Source organism: Streptomyces sp. NPDC046900 (genome assembly GCF_040644975.1).
Taxonomy (GTDB): Bacteria; Actinomycetota; Actinomycetes; order Streptomycetales; family Streptomycetaceae; genus Streptomyces.
In genome coordinates this window covers 69906-88981 of record NZ_JBEYXD010000015.1, presented here as the reverse complement: position 1 = coordinate 88981, position 19076 = coordinate 69906, and the positions used below count along the sequence as shown (strand labels likewise).

The window sequence follows — 19076 nt, the reverse complement described above, 5'->3', positions numbered from 1 at the left end:
CCCGCCTTCCCACTCGGGAAGTGAGGTCCGCCTCGCGAAAGGTTCGAACGAAGCGCTCGGGTCAGGCGACCGGAACGACGTTCACGACCTTGCGGCCACGGTAGGTGCCGAACTCCACCGCACCGGGCTGCAGCGCGAACAGCGTGTCGTCGCCGCCACGGCCGACGCCGGCGCCCGGGTGGAAGTGGGTGCCGCGCTGGCGGACCAGGATCTCACCCGCGTTGACGACCTGACCGCCGAAGCGCTTCACGCCGAGCCGCTGGGCGTTGGAGTCGCGACCGTTCCGGGTGGACGATGCGCCCTTCTTGTGTGCCATTTCTCCTCAGTCCCTTACTTCGCAGCCGCGGGGATCTCAGTGACCTTGATCGCCGTGTACTGCTGGCGGTGGCCCTGACGACGACGGTAGCCGGTCTTGTTCTTGTAGCGCAGAATGTCGATCTTCTGGCCCTTGTGGTGGTCCACGATCTCGGCCTGGACCTTGATGCCGGCCAGCACCCACGGGTCGCTGGTCACGGTGTCGCCGTCGACAACGAGCAGGGTCGAGAGCTCGACCGTGTCGCCAACCTTGGCAGTGGAAATCTTGTCAACCTCAACGATGTCGCCGACAGCAACCTTGTGCTGGCGACCACCGCTGCGCACGATGGCGTACACGCGGATCTCACTCTCTCGCTCGGGAACGGCACCCCCGCAGTCCAGCCGCCCGGGCATGAACACGGACGGCCTCTCCCGGTCACGAAGCGTTCCCGGAAGGAAGAGGTTTACGGGGATGTGGCGGGTCAGTCGACACGCCGACGGTCAAGACTACGGGGCCCGGCGCGCAGGGGTCAAACCGGGGCAGTCGTGCGTCGAGGCACGCAGCCGGCCGGGACAAAGACCGGCGGCCCCCCGGGTCGCAGCCCTGGAGATCCGCGACCTCCCCTGCCGGCGGCCGGCCCCGCGCATCACTCGGCGGGAAGCTCCGTCAGCACGGTCGAGCCCTCGACGCCGTCCGCCGTGCGCTCCGCATAGCGGGCACCCGTCTGCGGGCACTCCCACACGCCCGGCTCGCCCTCCCGCTCGACGAGCCGCACCCCGGCCCGGCCGACCCAGCCGACACGGCGGGCGGGAACACCGGCCACCAGCGCGAAGTCCGGAACGTCCTTGGTGACGACGGCCCCCGCCGCCACCAGCGCCCAGCGGCCGATGCGGACCGGGGCGACGCAGACCGAACGGGCGCCGAGCGAGGCCCCCTCGGCCACCTTGACGCCGACGGCCTCCCAGTCGCCGCCGCGCTTGAGCTTGCCCTCGGGGTCGACGGAGCGGGGGTACTGGTCATTGGTGAGGACGACGGCGGGGCCGACGAAGACACCGTCGCCGAGCTCGGCCGGCTCGTAGACCAGGGCGTAGTTCTGCAGCTTGACGTTGTCGCCGATCCGCACGCCCGTGCCGACGTAGGCTCCGCGGCCGATGACGCAGCCCGCGCCGAGACGTGCCTTCTCGCGGATCTGCGCGAGTTCCCACACGGTGGTCCCGTCGCCCAGCTCGGCGCTCTCGTCCACCTGGGCGGTGGGCTTGATGGTGTAGCTCACTGTTGAACCTTCCTGTGGCCGCCGAGCGGCAGCCGGTCGAAAACGTCGCGGACGACGGTCCGGTCCCAGGCGGAGATGCGTTGCGGCGGCCGCCTGGCCCGCCTTCAGCCAGGTCGGCCCCCTGCGGAGGCGCCGGCACAGGGTATCCCCGGCCCCCGCACCGGACGCGTGGCCCAGTGGCGGTCGACGATCAGGGGCAGACCCAGGACGACGGGCATCCACATCAGGACTCCGAGACGGTCGGCTTCCTGCACGAGTGGATGGGCGGTGACCAGGCAGGCCCCCGTGAGCGAGGTCGCGAGGGCGAGCCAGCCGAGCCCGTCACCGTATGTGGCCAGGGCCCAGGCCGCAACGGCGGTGAGCAGGAGGAAGTAGGGCATGGAGGCCTGATCGGCGGCCCAGTCCCGCCAGAACCGCCCGGCGAGGCCGAGCAGCGCCCGCCAGGGATCGGAGACCTCCGGGCCCGCGAAGTGATGGGTGAAGGTGTCCTGCAGAGTGGTCCGCGAGGACGGCAGGCCGAGGATCCGCATCGCCACGACGACACCCCCGGCGGCCGCCGCGGACAGAGCCGCGAACGCGGCGGTGCCCCGGTGGCGCAGCCGGCCGGAGAAGCAGAGGGCGGCGAGGGTGGCGGCGGCCAGCAGCCCCGCGAGCACCAGCACCGACGAATAGCGGGTGACCGCCGCCGCCGTGTACGACAGGACCGTCAGCGCCGCCGCTGTCGGCACGGACCGGCGCCGGATCAGCAGGAGTCCGCCCCACAGCACACCGAGCGTGCAGACGGTGAACAGCCCCTCCCCCAGCGCCTGGGCGCTCCACCAGCCGAGGGGGGTGGCCAGGAACGTCACCTGGCCGGCCGCGGCGGCCCGCCGGGTGAGCCCCGCGCCACGCAGCAGACCGAACACGATCAGCGAGCCCGCCGCGGCCGTGATCAGTCCCAGCACCCGCATGCCGCCGAGTACGCCGAAGGCTCCGACGAAGGGCGCCGCGAGCAGGGGGTAGCCGGGCCGGGTGGAAAAGATGTCCTGGTAGCGCGGGTCATTGGTGGTGATGTCGGGCGCGTCGGCCCAGCGGTCGAGGCACGCCTTCTCCTCGGTCTCCACGATGGCGCGCTCGCTCCGCCGGACCAGTGGCTGGAGCCGCTGGTCGTGGGCCGAGCGTTCGGCACGGCTCTCGCAGTAGGCGGCGAGGGCCGTACGGTGCGCGTCCTGGCGCGAGGCGCCGAGGTACTGCTCGGCCGCCCGCGCATAGCGGTAGGAGTCGGGGAAGAGGGTCCACTGCGGCCCCGCCGCGAGCTGGAGTACGGCGTACAGGACGCAGACCAGCAGCGGCAGGGCAGCCTTGCGGCGCACTCGGGCGGTGGTCCGCGCCACGGCCGGTGCGGTGGGGGCGGTGCGGGCGAGGGGCACGTCCGGTTCCTGAGCGTGGGGCGGCCCCGGCAGGCCGGGGCCGCGACGTACGGTCGCCGCGTCAGCCGCCGATGACGACCCGTCGGACGCCCTTCCAGGCCTCCGGGTCGGTCGTGCGGCGCCCGTCGACCAGGACGGTGACGTCCGGGAGGTCGGTGGGGGTCAGCGAACGGTACTCGGTGTGGTCGGCCTGCAGGATCGCCGCGGTGACCTTCTCACCGGCGTGCGGCGCCAGACCGAGCGCGGACAGTTCCTCGGCCGTGTACATCGGGTCCGAGACGTAGGGGACGGCGCCGCGCGCCTTGAGCGCCTCCACGGTCGGGAAGACGCCCGAGAACGCGGTCTCCTTCACGCCACCGCGGTAGGCCGCGCCCAGCACGAGGACGTTCACCCCGGTCAGGTCGCCGTACGCGGCCGCCAGCAGGTCCACGGCGTACTCCGGCATCGCGGCGTTCGCCTCGCGCGCGGAGCGCACGACGGTGGCCTGCGGGTCGTTCCACAGGTACATCCGCGGGTAGATCGGGATGCAGTGGCCGCCGACCGCGATGCCCGGCTGGTGGATGTGGCTGTACGGCTGCGAGTTGCAGGCCTCGATGACCTTCTTGACGTCGATGCCGTTGCTGTCCGCGAAGCGGGCGAACTGGTTGGCCAGGCCGATGTTGACGTCGCGGTAGGTGGTCTCGGCGAGCTTGGCGAGCTCCGAGGCCTCAGCCGTGCCCAGGTCCCAGACCCCGTTGGGCCGGGGCAGGTCCTCGCGGGTGTCGAAGTCGAGGACCGACTCGTAGAACTCCACGCCCCGGCGAGTCGAGGCCTCGTCGATGCCGCCGACCAGCTTGGGGTAGCGGCGCAGGTCGGCGAAGACCCGGCCGGTGAGGACCCGCTCCGGCGAGAAGACCAGGTGGAAGTCCTTGCCCGGGGTCAGGCCCGAGCCCTCGGCGAGCATCGGCGCCCAGCGGGTGCGGGTGGTGCCGACCGGCAGCGTGGTCTCGTAGGAGACGAGGGTGCCCGGCTTGAGGCCCTTGGCGATCGCCCGGGTGGCTGCGTCCATCCAGCCGAAGTCCGGCACGCCCTCGGCGTCGACGAACAGCGGGACGACCACGACGACGGCCTCGGCCTCGGCCACCGCGGCCGCCGTGTCCGTCGTCGCGCTCAGCAGCCCGGCGCCGACCGCCTGCTTCAGCTTGACGTCCAGGTCGTGCTCACCGGGGAACGGCTCGGTGCCGGCGTTGACCAGCTCGACGACCTTCTCGTTGACGTCCGCGCCGATGACCCGGTGGCCCTTGGAGGCGAACTGCACGGCGAGCGGAAGCCCGATCTTGCCGAGCGCTACTACACAGATGTTCATGGACGGTCGCTACTTCCTTCTGGAACCGTTCGGCTTCTTGGCTTCGTTCGGCTTCGAGCCGACCGGTCCGGGCTTCAGGCGCCGGGCGAGGGTCGCCTTCATCCGGGAGACGAGTGGCTGCCTGGGCGGGAACATCTGCGCCGTGGCGATCACCACACGCCCCTTGTCGTTCACCAGAGCGGCCGCCCGGTAGGGGTCCTCATGGTCGCCCCAGCGCCGGGCCAGCGGCATGGGCCTGCCCTTGCCGCGCACGGGGATCTCGTACGTCGAGCCGGCCACGTCCAGGTAGACGCGGACGCCCAGTTTGGCGGTGCGCCGCTCCAGCGGGAGGCGGGCGTGCAGCACGGTGGCGGCGCCGTCCTGAGCGGGCTCGGCCGTGAGGTGGCCCACCGGGGCCGGAAGGCCGTGATCGGCCGGCAGTTTCCGGGCTCCGGGCTTGTCCGCCGTGGCCGGCATGGCCTTGTTCGCCAGGCGCAGGACGGCGCCGTGGACATCGCCGAGGACGGGCACCCGGACGGAGGCCGTGTAGGCGATCCGGTCCTCCTCCTGCTCCCAGGCGGAGGCGAGGAGTTCGGTGCCCTTGGCGAGGCGGCCGGGCACGGCCTCCCCGACGAGCTCGAAGCAGCGGTCGGGCAGATCCACGCGGGGGTCGCGGAAGCCCGGGTAGCGGGCGTAGGCGCGGTCGTCCTCGAGGACGAACGGAGGCGCGCCGTTCGCCTTCTCCGAGGTGATCGCCTCGCACAGCTCGTCGATCGCGCCGGCGCGGGCCAGGCAGATGCGCACCCGCCGCTTCACGTCCATGGCGTCGCGGATGGCGTCCGTGAAGTAGGTGTCGGCGAGCCGCGCGATGCCCGAGCAGATCTCGCGCTGGACGGCGCGGTCCAGGTCCGGGAAGTCGTCCTGGACGAGCTTGGCCAGTTCCCAGGTGAAGTGCCGGCGCAGGACCGCGTCGCGGCGGGGGGCCTCCTCGATGAGCCCGGCCGTGAAGTCCATGATCTCCGTCGTGCACCGCAGCCGGGCCAGGTGGTCGGCACGGTAGGTGATGTTGCTGGCGTCGCCGCGCTTGACCGCGTAGTAGCAGGTGTAGTCGGCCACCACCGAGATCTTGCGTGCGCGCACGCAGGCCTCGATGGTGAACGGCTGGTCGCTGCCCACGGGCAGGTGCTCGGGGAAGCGCAGTTTGTACTGTTCGACCAGTTCACGACGGAACAGCTTGGTGTTGGCGAGAGTGAACGGCAGGGCGGAGTCGTAGAGGCTGACGTCCGGGTCGTTCTTCTTGTAGAGCGCCTGGTGGACGTACCGGCCGTTCGTACCGACCATCTTGCCGACGACGACGTCCGAGCCGTGCTCGTCGGCGCAGGCCACCATGCGCTCCAGCGCCTCCGGGCCCAGGTAGTCGTCAGAGCCGATGAAGTACACATAGCGGCCCGTGGCGACCTCCAGCGCGCGGTTGCTGGGGGCGGCCGGGCCACCGGAGTTGGCCTGGTGGATCACCTTGACGGTGCCTGGGTACAGCTCCGCGAAGCGGTCGAGCTCCCGCCCGCTTTCGTCGGTGGAACCGTCGTCGACCGCGACGATCTCCAGCTGGTCCAGGCCGATGCTCTGCCCGATCAGGGAGTTCAGGCACTCCGTCAGATAGGGCATGGTGTTGTAGACGGCGACGACGACGCTGACAGCGGGAGTGGCTCTCATGCCCGTGCCTCCACCGGTCTGCGGTCGGCCGCCGGGCGGGACTTGGCGGTGGGGAGCAGCTCTGCGTAGACCGCGTCCAGCCGTTCGGCCTGCGCCTCCCAGGTCCACTGGTCGAGGAGCCCGGTCTCGTCGTAGACGCTCCGGTAGCGCTCGCTGTCGCCCAGCACCGACTTCACAGCACGCACGTAATCCTCCACGTCCTCGGCCCGGAACACCTCGCCCTGACCGGTCTGCTCGACCATCGCGCCCATCGTCTTCACATCGCTGACCACGAGGGGCAGCCGGGCGTGGGAGTACTCGAAGAACTTGGTGATGAGCGCGATCTCGTGGTTCGGCCAGTGGTGGATCGGGATGACCCCGAGATCCGCCGCCGACAGGAAGCGCACCACCTGGTAGTGCGGCACGTACGGCAGGATGTGCAGCCGCTCGGCGACCCCCAGCTCCTCCGCGCGCTCCCGCAGGTCCTTCATGTAGTCGGACTCGGTGTTCAGGACGACGAAGGCGGTGTGCACCTCCGGCAGCCTCGGCAGGGACTCGACCATGATGTCGAGGCCGCGCTGCGGAGCGGCGGCGCCGCTGTAGACGGTGAGCGGGACGTCGTGCCCGATGCCGCACAGCTCGCGCAGGTCCGGAACGGGCTCGGCGGCCTGCTCGGGGGAGATCTCCGCGTCCGGGGCGTTGAGTACGACGGTGGGGCGGGCCGCGAGCCCGTGCCGCTCCTGCAGCATCCCCGCGAGGGTGTCCGACACCGTGGTCACCGCGTCGGCGTGACGCGCGTACTCGCGCTCGTGCGCGCACTGGGCGATGTGCCAGCGCGGATGCGAGTTCCACGGCTTGATGCCGGGCAGGAACTCATGGGCGTCCCAGAGGAGTTTGACGTTCCGGCCCTTGGCGCGGGCCCGCAGGGTCGCCCGGGCGCCGACGCCCAGCATGCGGAAGTCGTTGGCGTGGACGATGTCGGGACCGAGTTCGTCGATGACCTTCCCGTACGCCAGCTCGAAGTCCCACAGATGCGGGTCGAGCCTGCGCCAGCCGCGGTCGCCCATGGTCCGCTGCCAGAAGGCCGTGGTGAACCTGTCCAGCGCGGAGTCCATGTCCTTGCGCCGCTTCTCCAGCGCCTTGGTCCTGCGGTGCCGCATCGTCACCCAGGAGTCCAGGAGGCGGGCGGTCAGGCGGGGCACCAGCAGCCGCAGCCGGCCGAGGGCCGACCCTTCCTGCTTGGCGAGGATCAGCCGGATGTTGAGGTCGGCACGCCGGGCCTTGACCTTCTGCCGCCGGTAAGCGGCCAGCGGACCGGGCCGGTAGGCCAGCGGGGAACGCAGTACGGCGCGCCGGTACTCGTGACGGCGGCGGAACAGCGGGCCGGGGACGGGCAGCAGCCGCACCTCGGCGTCCCCGATCCGCCAGGTCTGCTCCTTCTTGTTCTTCGACCTGCCCAGCAGGACGACGTCCCAGCCTGCCTCGGCGGCCGAGCGGGCCTCCTTCTGCACGCGTGAGTCGCCGTTGACCCCGTTGTCGACGAGCATGACGATCCGTCCGCGCGCGGTACGGTCCGCCGACCCGTGGTTCTCAGCTGCCATGGATGGCCAGGTCCTCCGAGAGAAGTGAGACGCTGCGGTTGTCCAGCGCCGACTCGAGCACCGCCGCTGCCACTTCCACCGTCCGCGTGCCCTGGCGCAGGGTGCAGATGTCGGCGGACTTGCCCAGCACGGCGTCGCGGAACAGTTCGTGCTCGACGAGGAGCGGTTCGCGCTTCGGGATGGCGTAGCGGATCATGTCCCCCTCGGCGACACCCCGGAAGGCCTGCAGGGCCTCCCACTCGGTCGCCACCGCGGAGTTGGAGTGGAACGTCAGGTCCGCGGTGAGGGTGTCGGCGATGAAGCAGCCGCGCTCGCCGGTCACGGAGGTGAAGCGCTCCTTGAGCGGACTCAGCCAGTTGACCAGGTGGTTGACCATGGTGCCGTCGTCGAGACGGCCGACCGCGGAGACCATGTCCTCGTGCTCACGGCCGCTCTTGGAGACGGTGTGCGCGGCGATGGAGACGTACTTGCGTCCCGTCACCCAGCCGGTGAGGTCGATGTCGTGGGTGGCCAGGTCCTTGACCACGCCGACGTCCGCTATGCGGTGCGGGAAGGGGCCCTGGCGGCGGGTGACGACCTGGTAGACGTCGCCGAGTTCACCGGCCTCCAGACGGGCCCGCAGCGAGCGCAGCGCGGGGTTGCACCGCTCGATGTGCCCGACGCCCGCCACCAGGCCGCGCGACTCGAAGGCCTCGACGAGCCGGTGCGCACCTTCCACGGTGGCGGCGACCGGCTTCTCGACCAGCGCGCAGACACCGGCCTCGGCGAGCCGCAGACCGACCTCCTCGTGCAGGGCGGTCGGGCAGGCCACGACGGCGTAGTCGATGCCCAGGGCGATGAGTTCGTCGACGGTGTTCAGGACGGGCGCGCCCTGGACGGCCCCGTGCTTGTCGCCCATCGGGTCGACGGCCGCGACGAAGTCGACGCCCTCCAGACCGGACAGGACACGGGCGTGATGGCGCCCCATGGAACCCAGGCCGACGAGTCCGGCCCGCAGCGTTCTGGCGGCGCTCACAGCTGCTCCCCCAGGGCGTTCACGGCGGACGCGATGCGCTCCAGGTCCCCCGCGGACAGGGCGGGGTGCACCGGCAGCGAGACGACCTCGGCGGCGGCGCGCTCGGTCTCGGGCAGGTCCCAGGTGCGACCGGCCTTCTGGTCCGGTTCCCAGTACGGCTTCAGCCGGTGGATCGGCGTGGGGTAGTACACGGCGTTGCCGATGCCGGCCTCGGCGAGGCGCGCCATGGCGGCGTCCCGGTCGCCGCGCACGCGCACGGTGTACTGGTGGTAGACGTGCCGGGCGTTCTCGGCGACCCGCGGGGTGATCACGTTCGGCGCGGTGATGTGCTCCTTCAGGTACGCGGCGTTCGCGATGCGCTGCTCGGTCCAGCCCGCGAGCTTGGCGCGCTGGACCCGGCCGATCGCGGCGGAGACGTCCGTCATGCGCACGTTGGCGCCGACGATCTCGTTGGCGTAGCGCTGCTCCATGCCCTGGTTGCGCAGCAGGCGCAAGGTGCGGGCGATGTCCGCGTCGGCGGTGGTGACCATGCCGCCTTCGAGGCTGTGCATGTTCTTGGTCGGGTAGAAGCTGAACGTTCCGGCGGTGCCGAACGCGCCGACCGGCGTTCCGTGCAGCGCGGCCGCGTGCGCCTGGCAGGCGTCCTCCACCACGGCCAGGCCGTGCCGTTCGGCGATGGCCATGATCTGGTCCATGGCGGCGGGGTGGCCGTACAGGTGGACGGGCATGATCGCCGCGGTGCGCGGCGTGATGGCGGCCTCGACGGCCGCCGGGTCCAGGCAGAAGGTGTCGGGCTCGATGTCCGCGAAGACCACGTCGGCGCCCACGAGGCGCACGGCGTTGGCGGAGGCGGCGAAGGAGAACGACGGCACGATGACCTCGTCGCCCGGCCCGAGGCCGAGGGCGAGGAGCGTCAAGTGCAGCGCCGAGGTGCCGGAGTTGACCGCGACGCAGTGCCGCATGTCCACCAGTTCGGAGAACTCCGCCTCGAAGGCCGCGACCTCGGGTCCCTGTACGACCCGGCCGCTGCGCAGCACACGCACCGCGGCCTCGATCTCGTCCTCACCGATCACGGGTCGGGCGGCGGGTATCGGCTCGTGGGTGTCGGACATCGACATCCCCCCTCCTGTTCGGCGACCTCGAGGGCGCACCACGTTGTGCATGGGTCGGGAAGGGACGACGTCGACGCGCGTGTCCGCATACCCGGAGTTCGCCGATGTCTGCGGCGGCGAACGGCTTTCGCGGAAGACCCCCTGAGGTCCCTGCGTGAAAACAGCCGTCGCGGACGACACGAGTGTGCGTGCACGTCGGCTGCGACTCGACGCGCTGTCATCAGCGCCGAGCCGCAGTCACGTTACCAGCACTGGAACAAACTTTTTCCCCTGGGTTACGGCAGAGAGACCATGGTTTGACTCACGTTCGGCCGCAGCTCGCACACAGAGTGACGAGCCGGTGCGGAAACCGATGGTGCGGCGGAGCGGCGGGGCACAGAAGAAGCGCGGGACACCGTGGTTGTCACCGGTGTCCCGCGCTTCTTCGCTCGCGGCGCCGCGAGGGTGAGGGCCTGGTCAGTCCTCCGTGGTGACCGACACCGCCGGCTGAGCCTGCTGCTCGGCCGCCGCCGTCTTGGTCGCCGCCGCCTTCTTGGCGGTGGTCTTCTTCGCCGCGGTCTTCTTGGCGGCCGCCTTCTTGGCCGTCGTCTTCTTGGTGGCGGCCTTCTTCGCCGTCGCCTTCTTGGCCGTCTTGCGCGCCGCCTTCTTGGCGGGCGCCGACTCCTCGGCCTCGGGCGCCTCGGCCGGGGTCCCGGCCTCCGGTGCCTCGGCCGCCGGGAGGACCACGACGGCCGTCTCCTCGGACGAGGTGGGCGCGGTGGCCTTGCGCACGGCACGACGGCGCGGGCGGGCCGGGGCGGCGCTCTCGGCGGGCACCTCGGCCGGCTCGGCGGCCTGCTCGGGCGCGGGCGCGGCCGGCGCCTCGGCCTCCTGGACCGTCACCACGGTCTCCGCCGGCGCACCGGCGGGCGCCGACACCTTGCGGGTCGCCCGGCGGCGCGCCCGGCCCTTGGGCGCGGCCTCCTCCTCGGCCGGCGCGGACGGCGCCTCGACGACCGGCTCCTCGGCCGCCATCGGCTCGGCTTCCGCCTCCTGACGCGACTTCGGCGCACGCTCGTCCGTACGCGACCTCGGCGCACGCTCCTCGCGCGGCGCTCCCGCGGGGGCCGACGCCCTCCGGCCGGCCCGGCGGCGCGTACGGCCCCGGGACGCGGCCGCCTCGGCCTCGGCGACGCTGCCGTACAGCTCCTCGTCCGGGGCGAACGCGGGCTCCGGCATCGCGACGGGTGCCGCGGCCTCCGCGGCCACCTCGGCCTCGGTCTCCTCGACGGCCTCCTCGGTCTCCGCGACCACGGCCTCGTGCATCTCGTGCTCGTGCTCGGCACCGCCCCGGCCGCGCTTCCTGCGCTTGCCGCCGCCGGTGGAGACGGCCGCCTGGTCCATGTGGACGATCACGCCACGGCCGTTGCAGTGGACACAGGTCTCGGAGAACGACTCCAGCAGACCCTGTCCGACGCGCTTGCGCGTCATCTGCACGAGACCGAGCGAGGTCACCTCGGCGACCTGGTGCTTCGTACGGTCCCGGCCCAGGCACTCCAGCAGGCGCCGCAGCACCAGGTCCCGGTTGGACTCCAGCACCATGTCGATGAAGTCGATGACGATGATGCCGCCGAGGTCGCGCAGCCGCAGCTGACGGACGATCTCCTCGGCCGCCTCCAGGTTGTTCCTGGTGACGGTCTCCTCGAGGTTGCCGCCCTGACCGGTGAACTTGCCGGTGTTGACGTCGACGACGACCATCGCCTCGGTCCGGTCGATCACCAGCGAACCGCCGCTGGGCAGCCACACCTTGCGGTCCAGCGCCTTGGCGAGCTGCTCGTCGATCCGGTACGTGGCGAAGACATCGACCTCGGAGGTCCACTTCTGCAGGCGCTCCGCCAGGTCGGGGGCGACATGCGAGACATAACCGTGGACGGTCTCCCACGCGTCGCCGCCGCTGACGATGACCTTGGAGAAGTCCTCGTTGAAGATGTCGCGCACGACCCGGACGGTCATGTCCGGCTCGCCGTACAGCAGCGTCGGGGCGTTGCCGTTCTTCGACTTCTTCTGGATGTCCTCCCACTGCGTCTGCAGCCGCTCGACGTCCCGGCGCAGCTCGTCCTCGCTCGCGCCCTCGGCGGCGGTGCGCACGATGACGCCAGCGTCCTCGGGAACGATCTTCTTGAGGATGGTCTTCAGCCGGGCCCGCTCGGTGTCGGGCAGCTTGCGGCTGATGCCGGTCATCGAGCCCTCGGGCACGTAGACCAGGTAGCGGCCGGGCAGGGAGACCTGGCTGGTCAGACGGGCACCCTTGTGGCCGATCGGGTCCTTGGTGACCTGGACCAGCACGGACTGCCCGGACTTGAGGGCGGACTCGATACGGCGCGGCCCGTTCGCCATGCCCAGCGCCTCGAAGTTGACCTCGCCCGCGTACAGCACGGCGTTGCGGCCCTTGCCGATGTCGATGAAGGCGGCCTCCATCGACGGCAGGACGTTCTGCACCTTGCCCAGATAGACGTTGCCGACGTACGAGGTCGCCTGCTCCTTGTTGACGTAGTGCTCGACGAGCACGCCGTCCTCCAGCACGCCGATCTGCGTGCGCTCGCCGCTCTGGCGTACGACCATCACGCGCTCGACGGCCTCGCGGCGGGCCAGGAACTCGGCCTCGGTGATGATCGGCACACGGCGGCGGCCCTGCTCGCGCCCCTCACGGCGACGCTGCTTCTTGGCCTCCAGACGGGTCGAGCCCTTGATGGACTGCACCTCGTCGGTGCCGTCACCGGCCCGCTCGTCCTTCTTGCGGGGCTCGCGCACCTTGACCACCGTGCGCTCGGGGTCGTCCGAGGACGGCTCGGCGTCGGCGGCCGTGTCACCGGCCCGGCGGCGGCGACGGCGACGGCGCCGGCTGCTGCTGGAAGACGAGGGCTCCTCGGCGTCCTCGTCCGCCTCCTCGGCGTCCTCCTCGATCTGCTCCGCGGTGTCCTCGGCGTCCTGCGCGGCCTGCTCGGAGGCGAGCTCCTCGGAGTCCTCGGACTCCCCGGCCTCACCCTCGGCGGACTCGCCACGGCGACGGCGACGACCACCACGGCGACGGCGACGGCGCGAACCGGTCTCCTCCGCCTCCTCGGTGTCGTAGCCCTCGGCCGACTCCTCCGGCTCCTCCTGCTCCTCCGGCTCCTCTGCCTCGTCCGCCTCGTCGGTGGTCTCCGGCGTCACGGCGGCGTACTCCTCGTCACCGCCCCGGCGACGGCGGCGACGGCGCTGACCCGCGAGTTCCTCCTCGCCGGCCTCCTCCTGCTGCTCCACGGCCTCGGCGGCAGCGGCAGCGGCGGCCCGCTGCGGGGTCTGGAACATCGGCTCGGTGAAGACCGGCGCCTGGAACACGGCGACCGCGGGCCGCGCGGGCCGCTTCACGGTCTCGCCCGCCTCCTCCGCGGCAGGCCGCGCGGGCTCGGAGAACCCGGTGGCGGCCTTGCGGGAGACGCGACGGCGGGAACGGCGTGATGCGCCCTCCTCGGCGACCGGCTCGGACTCCGGCGCGGCGGCGGTCGGCTCAGCCTCCGCGGGGGCGCTCACGGGCGTCTCGACGGGTTCTTCGGCGACCTCCGCCGCAGGCGCACCGGCCGGCACGGAGACTCGGCGGCCGGCCCGGCGACGGGTGCGGCGCGAGGCGGCCTCTTCTGCCTCGGCAGCGGGTTCGGCCTGCTCGCCGACCGGCGCCTCGGCGGGCACGGCGACCGGCTCGGGCTCATGGGTCTCTACGGTCTCGGCGGCCTCCGGCGACGCGGCGGGCGCCGACACACGGCGCGTGGCACGACGACGCGCACGCGGCGGAGCAGCCTCCTCGGCGGCAGCCTCCGCGGTCACCGGCGTCTCGGCGGTCTCCGCGGTCTGTGCCTCCTCAGCCTCCTCAGCCTCGCCGGAAACGGAGGGCACCACGGCCTGAAGGGTCTCGGCGGCCTCCGGCGACGCGGCGGGCGCCGACACACGGCGCGTGGCACGACGACGGGCACGGGGCGGAGCCGCCTCCTCGGCGGCAGCCTCCGCGGTCACCGGCGTCTCGGCGCTCTCCGCCTCCTCAGCCTCGCCGGAAACGGCGGGCACCACGACCTCAAGGGTCTCGGCGGCCTCCGGCGACGCGGCGGGCGCCGACACACGGCGCGTGGCACGCCGACGCGCACGCGGCGGAGCAGCCTCCTCGGCGGGGGCCTCCTCCGGCTGCGCCTCAGGGGAAACGGCGACCTCGGCCACCGCCTCCGTCTCTTCGATCTCCTCTGCCCCGGGGGCCTCCGCGACCTCCGCCGCCTCGGCGGGCGGTTCGGTCTCGGCAGCGGCCGGTATGGCCGGTCCGGTCACGGTCTCGGTCGCCGCGGCGTCGGCCGCGGTCGACGGCGGTCCCGCCGGGCGCGACGCTGCACGGCGCCGGCGGCGCGGCGGCAGCGTGTCGCTGGGGGTGGTGTTCTCGGAACCCTCGGTGGGTTCGGTCGGTTCGAGCATGCGGGCGTATCTCCCGTCAGGCTCCCGGGCGCCGCACCTGGTCCGGCATGGGTGCCGGTGACGTCCGCGGCTCGCGCGATGCGCGGTGCCGCCGTCCGCGGTGCGGGCGCCGCACGGAAGCTGTCTGTGTCCTGTCTCGCCGGTTCCGTACACCATGTCGCGTACGGCCTGGCGAAAGTCTTCTGGTCGGTGCGCTGCCCGACCCAGGTGGCTCCCGAGTACGAGGGCGGCGCTACGACGTCCGTCCCTACGCGGAACCTTCCTTACTCCGGCGTCGCCGCGGCGGCAGTCACGGCGGCCGTGTGCGGCTCGGTCGCTACTGCCTCGCGGTCGGGCGCGAGTGGGTCGGTCACCGTGCCGGTCTCTTCATCGAACAGCCCCTGCGCCAGCCTGGTCACCGCTGCGGGGACCGGCGGCGCCAGGTCGGCCACGGCGCGGAGACCGGACAGGACGTCGTCGGGTCGTACGGCAGGCGTCACGTGCCGAACAACCAGCCGCAGTATCGCACAGGGCTGGTCGGCGGGCCTATCAGCCTGCGAACTCTGCGTTGTCACACTTTCCAGGGTCGCGACCGCGGCACGGGCGTCGAAGGTACGGACGCCGTTCTTGGTCATGCGCTGGACCTCCACGGCCCCGGCCCCGTTGAAGGCCTCGACCGCGCGTCCGGCCTCCGCCGGGTCCACGCCGTCCAGCCGCAGCTCCCACACGGAAGCCGTCAGCCGGTCGGCCAGTCCCGCCGTACGGGCCTCGACCGCGTCGACGATGTCGAGCCCGGTGGGCAGCGACTCGTCGAGGAGTTCGCGCAGCTTGTCCGGGTCACGCGCCTCGGTCAGCGCGATTTCCAGGTACTCCGCCTCACTGCCCGTGCCGGTGGGTGCGGCATTGGCGTACGACACCTTCGGATGCGGCGTGAACCCCGCCGAGTACGCCATCGGTACCTCGGCACGGCGCAACGCACGCTCGAAGGCGCGCTGGAAGTCACGGTGGCTGGTGAACCGGAGGCGGCCGCGCTTGGTGTAGCGCAGTCGGATGCGCTGCACCGCGGGTGCGGGCGGCGGGCCTTCGGGCTGTCGCTTGCCCAGTGTCGTTCAGTCCTTCGTGAGAGCGGTGGTACTGCTACCTAGAGTACGTGTCTCCGCCGCCTTCGGTTCCCGCCGGGAGATCGTTCGGGGCCCGCCCGGATCCCCGATGAGCATGCGCCGCAGGTCGGCGCGGGCCTGCCGCGCGGACTCGTGTGCGAGGGCCAGTGTCCGCCGCGCCGCCCGGCCCACGGCGTGCGCGGCCGCTGCGGCCGGCCGCAGCACCGCGTCCCGCAGCGCGTGCCCGATCGGCGTCAGCACCGTCCGGTACGCCCACCGCACCGGCTCCACGAAGATCCACCGGAAGAGGGTGCCCAGGAACCGGCCCACGAGGAGCGACACATGCCCGGCGACGCGCCAGGCATGGCCGAACGCGGCGCCGATCTCGCGTCCGAGGGCCCAGAGGACGCGCCCGACCGGGGCGAGGACCCACCGGCCGACGGCGAGCGCGGGAAGCACGAGGACCACGCGCACGATCCAGTAGAGGGCGACCCCGACACCGGTGCCGATCACGCGTACGGCCCGTACGGCACCGGCCGCGACCCAGGCGATCCCGTGTCCCAGCGGCGTCAGCACGTACCGGTACAGCCACCTGGCCGGAACCACGACCAGGTACCCCACGAGCCACGCCACCGCCGCGAACGCCCCGGCGCCGAGAGCGGCGAGGACGGACCCGGCGCCCTTCAGCAGCCAGGTGACCGCACGCCCCACGGGGGCCAGTACACGCGCGTACCCCCACGCGAACCCGGAACCGATCCCGCGCAGCACCCGGCCGAGCCCGGCACCGATCCGGCGCAGCAGCCGGGCGGCAGCGCGACCGAGCGGCGTGAGCACGTGCTCGTACAGCCACGCGGCCGGGACGACGACCAGGCGGTGCCCCAGCCAGGCCGCGGCCCTACCGAGGGGAACGAGGACGTAGCGCCACAGCGTCACCCATGGCCACACGAACGCCGCCCACGCCATCCACAGCAGGGCGCGGCCCACCGGCCTCAGTACGGCGTCGCGCAGGAGCCGTCCCCCGGCGACCAGCGCGTCCCACACCATGCGCACCGGAACGACCAGCACGAGCACGACGATCCGCACAGGCAGGCGGACGGCGACGGTGAGACACCCCTCGGCAGGGGGCCGCGGGGACGGTTTCTCCAGGTCCATGCCGACATAGACGCCTCAGCGGCCCGTACGGATGCGGAGACACGAGCCGCCGCGCTCCGGGGACGCGAACCCGGTGAGCCACTCGCTTATATGACGAGACCTCAGCAGCCGCACCGCCTGTCCCCCATGATGCCGCCCGGCCCCGCAGGTGCGACTGCGGGGCCGTGGCCGCAGGGTGGTGGCGGTCGGGTCAGACGCTGGTCAGCGCGGCCCGGCCCCGTTCGGCCTTCGCCGGTCCGGCTGGGGACGGCCGCACGTCGAAGTCGAAGATGGAGGTCGGCACGTAGAGCGAGCAACAGGCATTGGGAATGTCGACGATGCCGCTGATACGTCCCTCGACGGGGGCGGCGCCGAGCAGGAGGTAGGCCTGCTCACCGGTGTAGCCGAACCTCTTGAAGTACTCGACGGCGTTCAGGCAGGCCCGTCGGTAGGCCAGCGTCGCGTCCATGTAGTAGTTGGTGTCCGTGTCGTGGTCGACGGAGATCCCGATGAAGGTGAGGAACTCCGAGTAGCGCGGCTCGACATTGCCGGGCATGAACACCGGGTTGGTGGAGATTCCGTAGGTCTCCATGCCGCCCTTGATCAGGTCCACATGGAAATCGATGAATCCGCCCATCTCGATGGCACCGCAGAAGGTGATCTCTCCATCGCCCTGGCTGAAGTGCAGGTCGCCGCCGGAGAGTTTGGCGTCCTCCACGTATACGGGGCAGTAGGCCCGCGATCCGCGCGTGAAGTTCTTGATGTCCTGGTTGCCTCCGTTCTCACGGGCCGGCACCGTGCGTGCGCCCTCCGCGGCGATGCGTGTGGCGAGGTCTCCGGTGGCCTTGCCCGCGAGCGCATGGGAGGAGTCCGGGGGCACGGCGAGGGGCGGCACCCGGTCCGGGTCCGTGTCGATCAGCGCCTTCTCGCGCGCGTTCCACCGGGCGAGCATCTCGGCGGAGGGAGCGGTTCCGAACAGTCCGGGGTGGGTGATGCCCGTGAAGCGGATCCCGGGAAGATGACGGGAGACCGCCTGCTGCCCGTGGAAGTCCCATATCGCCTTGTACGCGTCCGGGAAGTAGTCGGTCAGGAAGCCACCGCCGTTGGCCTTGGCGAAGATGCCGGTGTATCCCCAGCCCTGGCCCGCCGCGTCCCCTGCCTGCTGGGGAACGGGGCCGAGGTCGAGCAGGTCGACCACCAGCAGGTCGCCTGGTTCCGCTCCTTCCACGCCTATCGGGCCACTGAGCATGTGGGGAATGGTCAGATCGATGTCCCGCACGTCGTTGGCGGAGTCGTTGTTGCCGATCTGGCAGTCGGTCCAGTCACGGCATTCGATCCGGAACTCGGCTCCGGGCTTCACCATGGCGACGGGGGGGATATCCGGGTGCCACCTGTTGTGTCCAGGCGGGTCCTGTTCGCGCATCGACTTGGTCTGGTCCACGCTGTAAATAACTTCCGGCATGACAGCCTCACTTTTCTGATCCGGTCAGGTCGGTGTGCCCGTGTTCCCGGCTGATCCGGGAGGTGCGGCCGACGGGGTTGTCCCGGTCGGCTGCCGTGATTTCCTGGTGAGCGGCCACAGTGCCCCGAACACCAGGAGGGCGAAGGCTCCTTGGGCTATGGCGATCTCCGTCGTGTGCTTCCAGTAACCGGAGAGCAACAGCGCAGCGGGGATCACACCGGTGATCCAGCCTTCGATCGCCGTCACCCAGCCCACATAGACGGTGAGTTTCGCCATCTTGAGGCCGAGCAACAGGAAGAAAAGGAACCACAGGAACGCCCAGTACAGCCAGATCACCCCGAACGGGTAGTCCTTGAAACGGTGGAAATTGACGAACGAATACCCCAGGGCAGCAATGGCCACAAACAGGGAGTAGTAGCCGACGCCCGAGGTGTCGAGACCGGCCAGCAGGCCGATTCCCACATAGAGATAGGTGAATGCGAACAAGTAGATGCCGGAAGCCGCCAGAATCTTGTCCTGGTCGCCGCCGGCCGTGAAGATGAGGTAGGTCGGCGTCACCGTCTGCAGTACACCTACGAACAGGTTGAACACCGCTCCCGACCGGGCCTCCACCATCTCCAGCAGCAACAGGCCGTTCATGAACAGCACCGCACCGACGAAGAGCAGTCCCACGTTGCCCACGGGGATGCACCTCCAAAGGCCGCGTGGGGACGGAACACCGTCGTCACGCCGGGGAATGACGGCACAGCAGGAGCGGCGTCGGTGTTCCGGCGCCGGAACCCGCCCGGGCAACTCCGCCTGGATCATCACCTTCAGGGCCGGGGCAATTGCGAGAGCGCGGGGTGCGGGCGCGGCGGCAGCCGCTTGCGCCGTGGCACCTCGGACACAACTGCCGGAGCCTCACGGGACTTTTCCTCCCGTTCACGGAAGGAGGAGATCTCGTGCGACGTCACGGCGAAGGCAGGTGACGAAAACACACGTCTGGCCGTGCCCGCGCAAACAGGGCAGCCGTAAGCCGTGGGAGCGGTGCCGATCGCGAGCTTGACGTCGAAAGACCCGCAGCGACTGCAAAGGTATTCGTAGGTTGCCATGAAGCCGCCTCCGAAGTCGGCGCACTGTGCTGGAACCCGACGTCTGTGACGCGCTCCGAGAAACGTGCGCCACTACTACCCCATCTCAAGGAGACGTCGCGAAAACCACCCTTGTCAAG

General features: G+C 71.2%; 15 protein-coding genes. All 15 read right to left on the bottom strand.

From position 1 onward, the window contains the following. Positions 1-61: 61 nt before the first annotated feature. The 15 genes from rpmA to ABZ904_RS17670 all read right to left on the bottom strand — a co-directional run bounded on the left by rpmA (position 62) and on the right by ABZ904_RS17670 (position 18957). A complete protein-coding gene (rpmA, locus tag ABZ904_RS17740; RefSeq protein ID WP_359390979.1) occupies positions 62-316 on the bottom strand; it encodes a 50S ribosomal protein L27 in 255 nt (84 codons plus the stop codon). Positions 317-330: 14 nt separating this feature from the next. Continuing rightward, positions 331-651 (bottom strand): 50S ribosomal protein L21, encoded by a 321-nt coding sequence (gene rplU / locus ABZ904_RS17735; RefSeq protein WP_359390976.1) that lies wholly within the window; start codon positions 649-651, stop codon positions 331-333. Between the two features lie 290 nt (positions 652-941). Next, positions 942-1568 carry an acyltransferase gene (locus tag ABZ904_RS17730; RefSeq protein WP_359390973.1) on the bottom strand — a complete coding sequence of 209 codons (627 nt, stop codon included), beginning with the start codon at positions 1566-1568 and terminating at the stop codon, positions 942-944. Between the two features lie 104 nt (positions 1569-1672). Then, positions 1673-2977 (bottom strand): hypothetical protein, encoded by a 1305-nt coding sequence (locus ABZ904_RS17725; RefSeq protein ID WP_359390969.1) that lies wholly within the window; start codon positions 2975-2977, stop codon positions 1673-1675. 61 nt (positions 2978-3038) lie between these two features. Beyond that, positions 3039-4322: a nucleotide sugar dehydrogenase gene (locus ABZ904_RS17720; protein WP_361824090.1), complete on the bottom strand. Its 1284-nt coding sequence runs from the start codon at positions 4320-4322 to the stop codon at positions 3039-3041. A 9-nt stretch (positions 4323-4331) separates the two neighbouring features. Beyond that, positions 4332-6014 carry a glycosyltransferase gene (locus ABZ904_RS17715; protein WP_360997682.1) on the bottom strand — a complete coding sequence of 561 codons (1683 nt, stop codon included), beginning with the start codon at positions 6012-6014 and terminating at the stop codon, positions 4332-4334. Next, positions 6011-7594: a glycosyltransferase family 4 protein gene (locus tag ABZ904_RS17710; RefSeq protein ID WP_359390960.1), complete on the bottom strand. Its 1584-nt coding sequence runs from the start codon at positions 7592-7594 to the stop codon at positions 6011-6013. The genes ABZ904_RS17715 and ABZ904_RS17710 overlap by 4 nt, the downstream gene beginning before the upstream one ends. Then, positions 7584-8609, bottom strand: coding sequence for a Gfo/Idh/MocA family oxidoreductase (locus tag ABZ904_RS17705; protein ID WP_359390957.1), 1026 nt, complete (start codon positions 8607-8609; stop codon positions 7584-7586). Before ABZ904_RS17705 ends, ABZ904_RS17710 begins: the two co-directional genes overlap by 11 nt. Further along, the gene (locus ABZ904_RS17700) at positions 8606-9727 is read right to left on the bottom strand and encodes a DegT/DnrJ/EryC1/StrS family aminotransferase (RefSeq protein ID WP_361824086.1); all 1122 of its coding nucleotides are present in this window, start codon (positions 9725-9727) and stop codon (positions 8606-8608) included. The genes ABZ904_RS17705 and ABZ904_RS17700 overlap by 4 nt, the downstream gene beginning before the upstream one ends. A 450-nt stretch (positions 9728-10177) precedes the next feature. Further along, positions 10178-14194, bottom strand: a complete 4017-nt coding sequence (locus ABZ904_RS17695; protein WP_361824083.1) for an Rne/Rng family ribonuclease — start codon at positions 14192-14194, stop codon at positions 10178-10180. 263 nt (positions 14195-14457) lie between these two features. Further along, the gene (locus ABZ904_RS17690) at positions 14458-15234 is read right to left on the bottom strand and encodes a TIGR03936 family radical SAM-associated protein (RefSeq protein WP_359390948.1); all 777 of its coding nucleotides are present in this window, start codon (positions 15232-15234) and stop codon (positions 14458-14460) included. Positions 15235-15282: 48 nt separating this feature from the next. Further along, positions 15283-16425 (bottom strand): hypothetical protein, encoded by a 1143-nt coding sequence (locus ABZ904_RS17685; protein ID WP_361824080.1) that lies wholly within the window; start codon positions 16423-16425, stop codon positions 15283-15285. 190 nt (positions 16426-16615) lie between these two features. After that, entirely contained in the window at positions 16616-17866 is a 1251-nt protein-coding gene (gene fmdA, locus ABZ904_RS17680; RefSeq protein WP_359390941.1) for a formamidase, read from the bottom strand. 24 nt (positions 17867-17890) lie between these two features. Continuing rightward, positions 17891-18547 carry an AmiS/UreI family transporter gene (locus ABZ904_RS17675; RefSeq protein ID WP_361824077.1) on the bottom strand — a complete coding sequence of 219 codons (657 nt, stop codon included), beginning with the start codon at positions 18545-18547 and terminating at the stop codon, positions 17891-17893. A 131-nt stretch (positions 18548-18678) separates the two neighbouring features. Continuing rightward, positions 18679-18957, bottom strand: coding sequence for an FmdB family zinc ribbon protein (locus tag ABZ904_RS17670; RefSeq protein WP_359390936.1), 279 nt, complete (start codon positions 18955-18957; stop codon positions 18679-18681). Positions 18958-19076 lie beyond the last annotated feature (119 nt).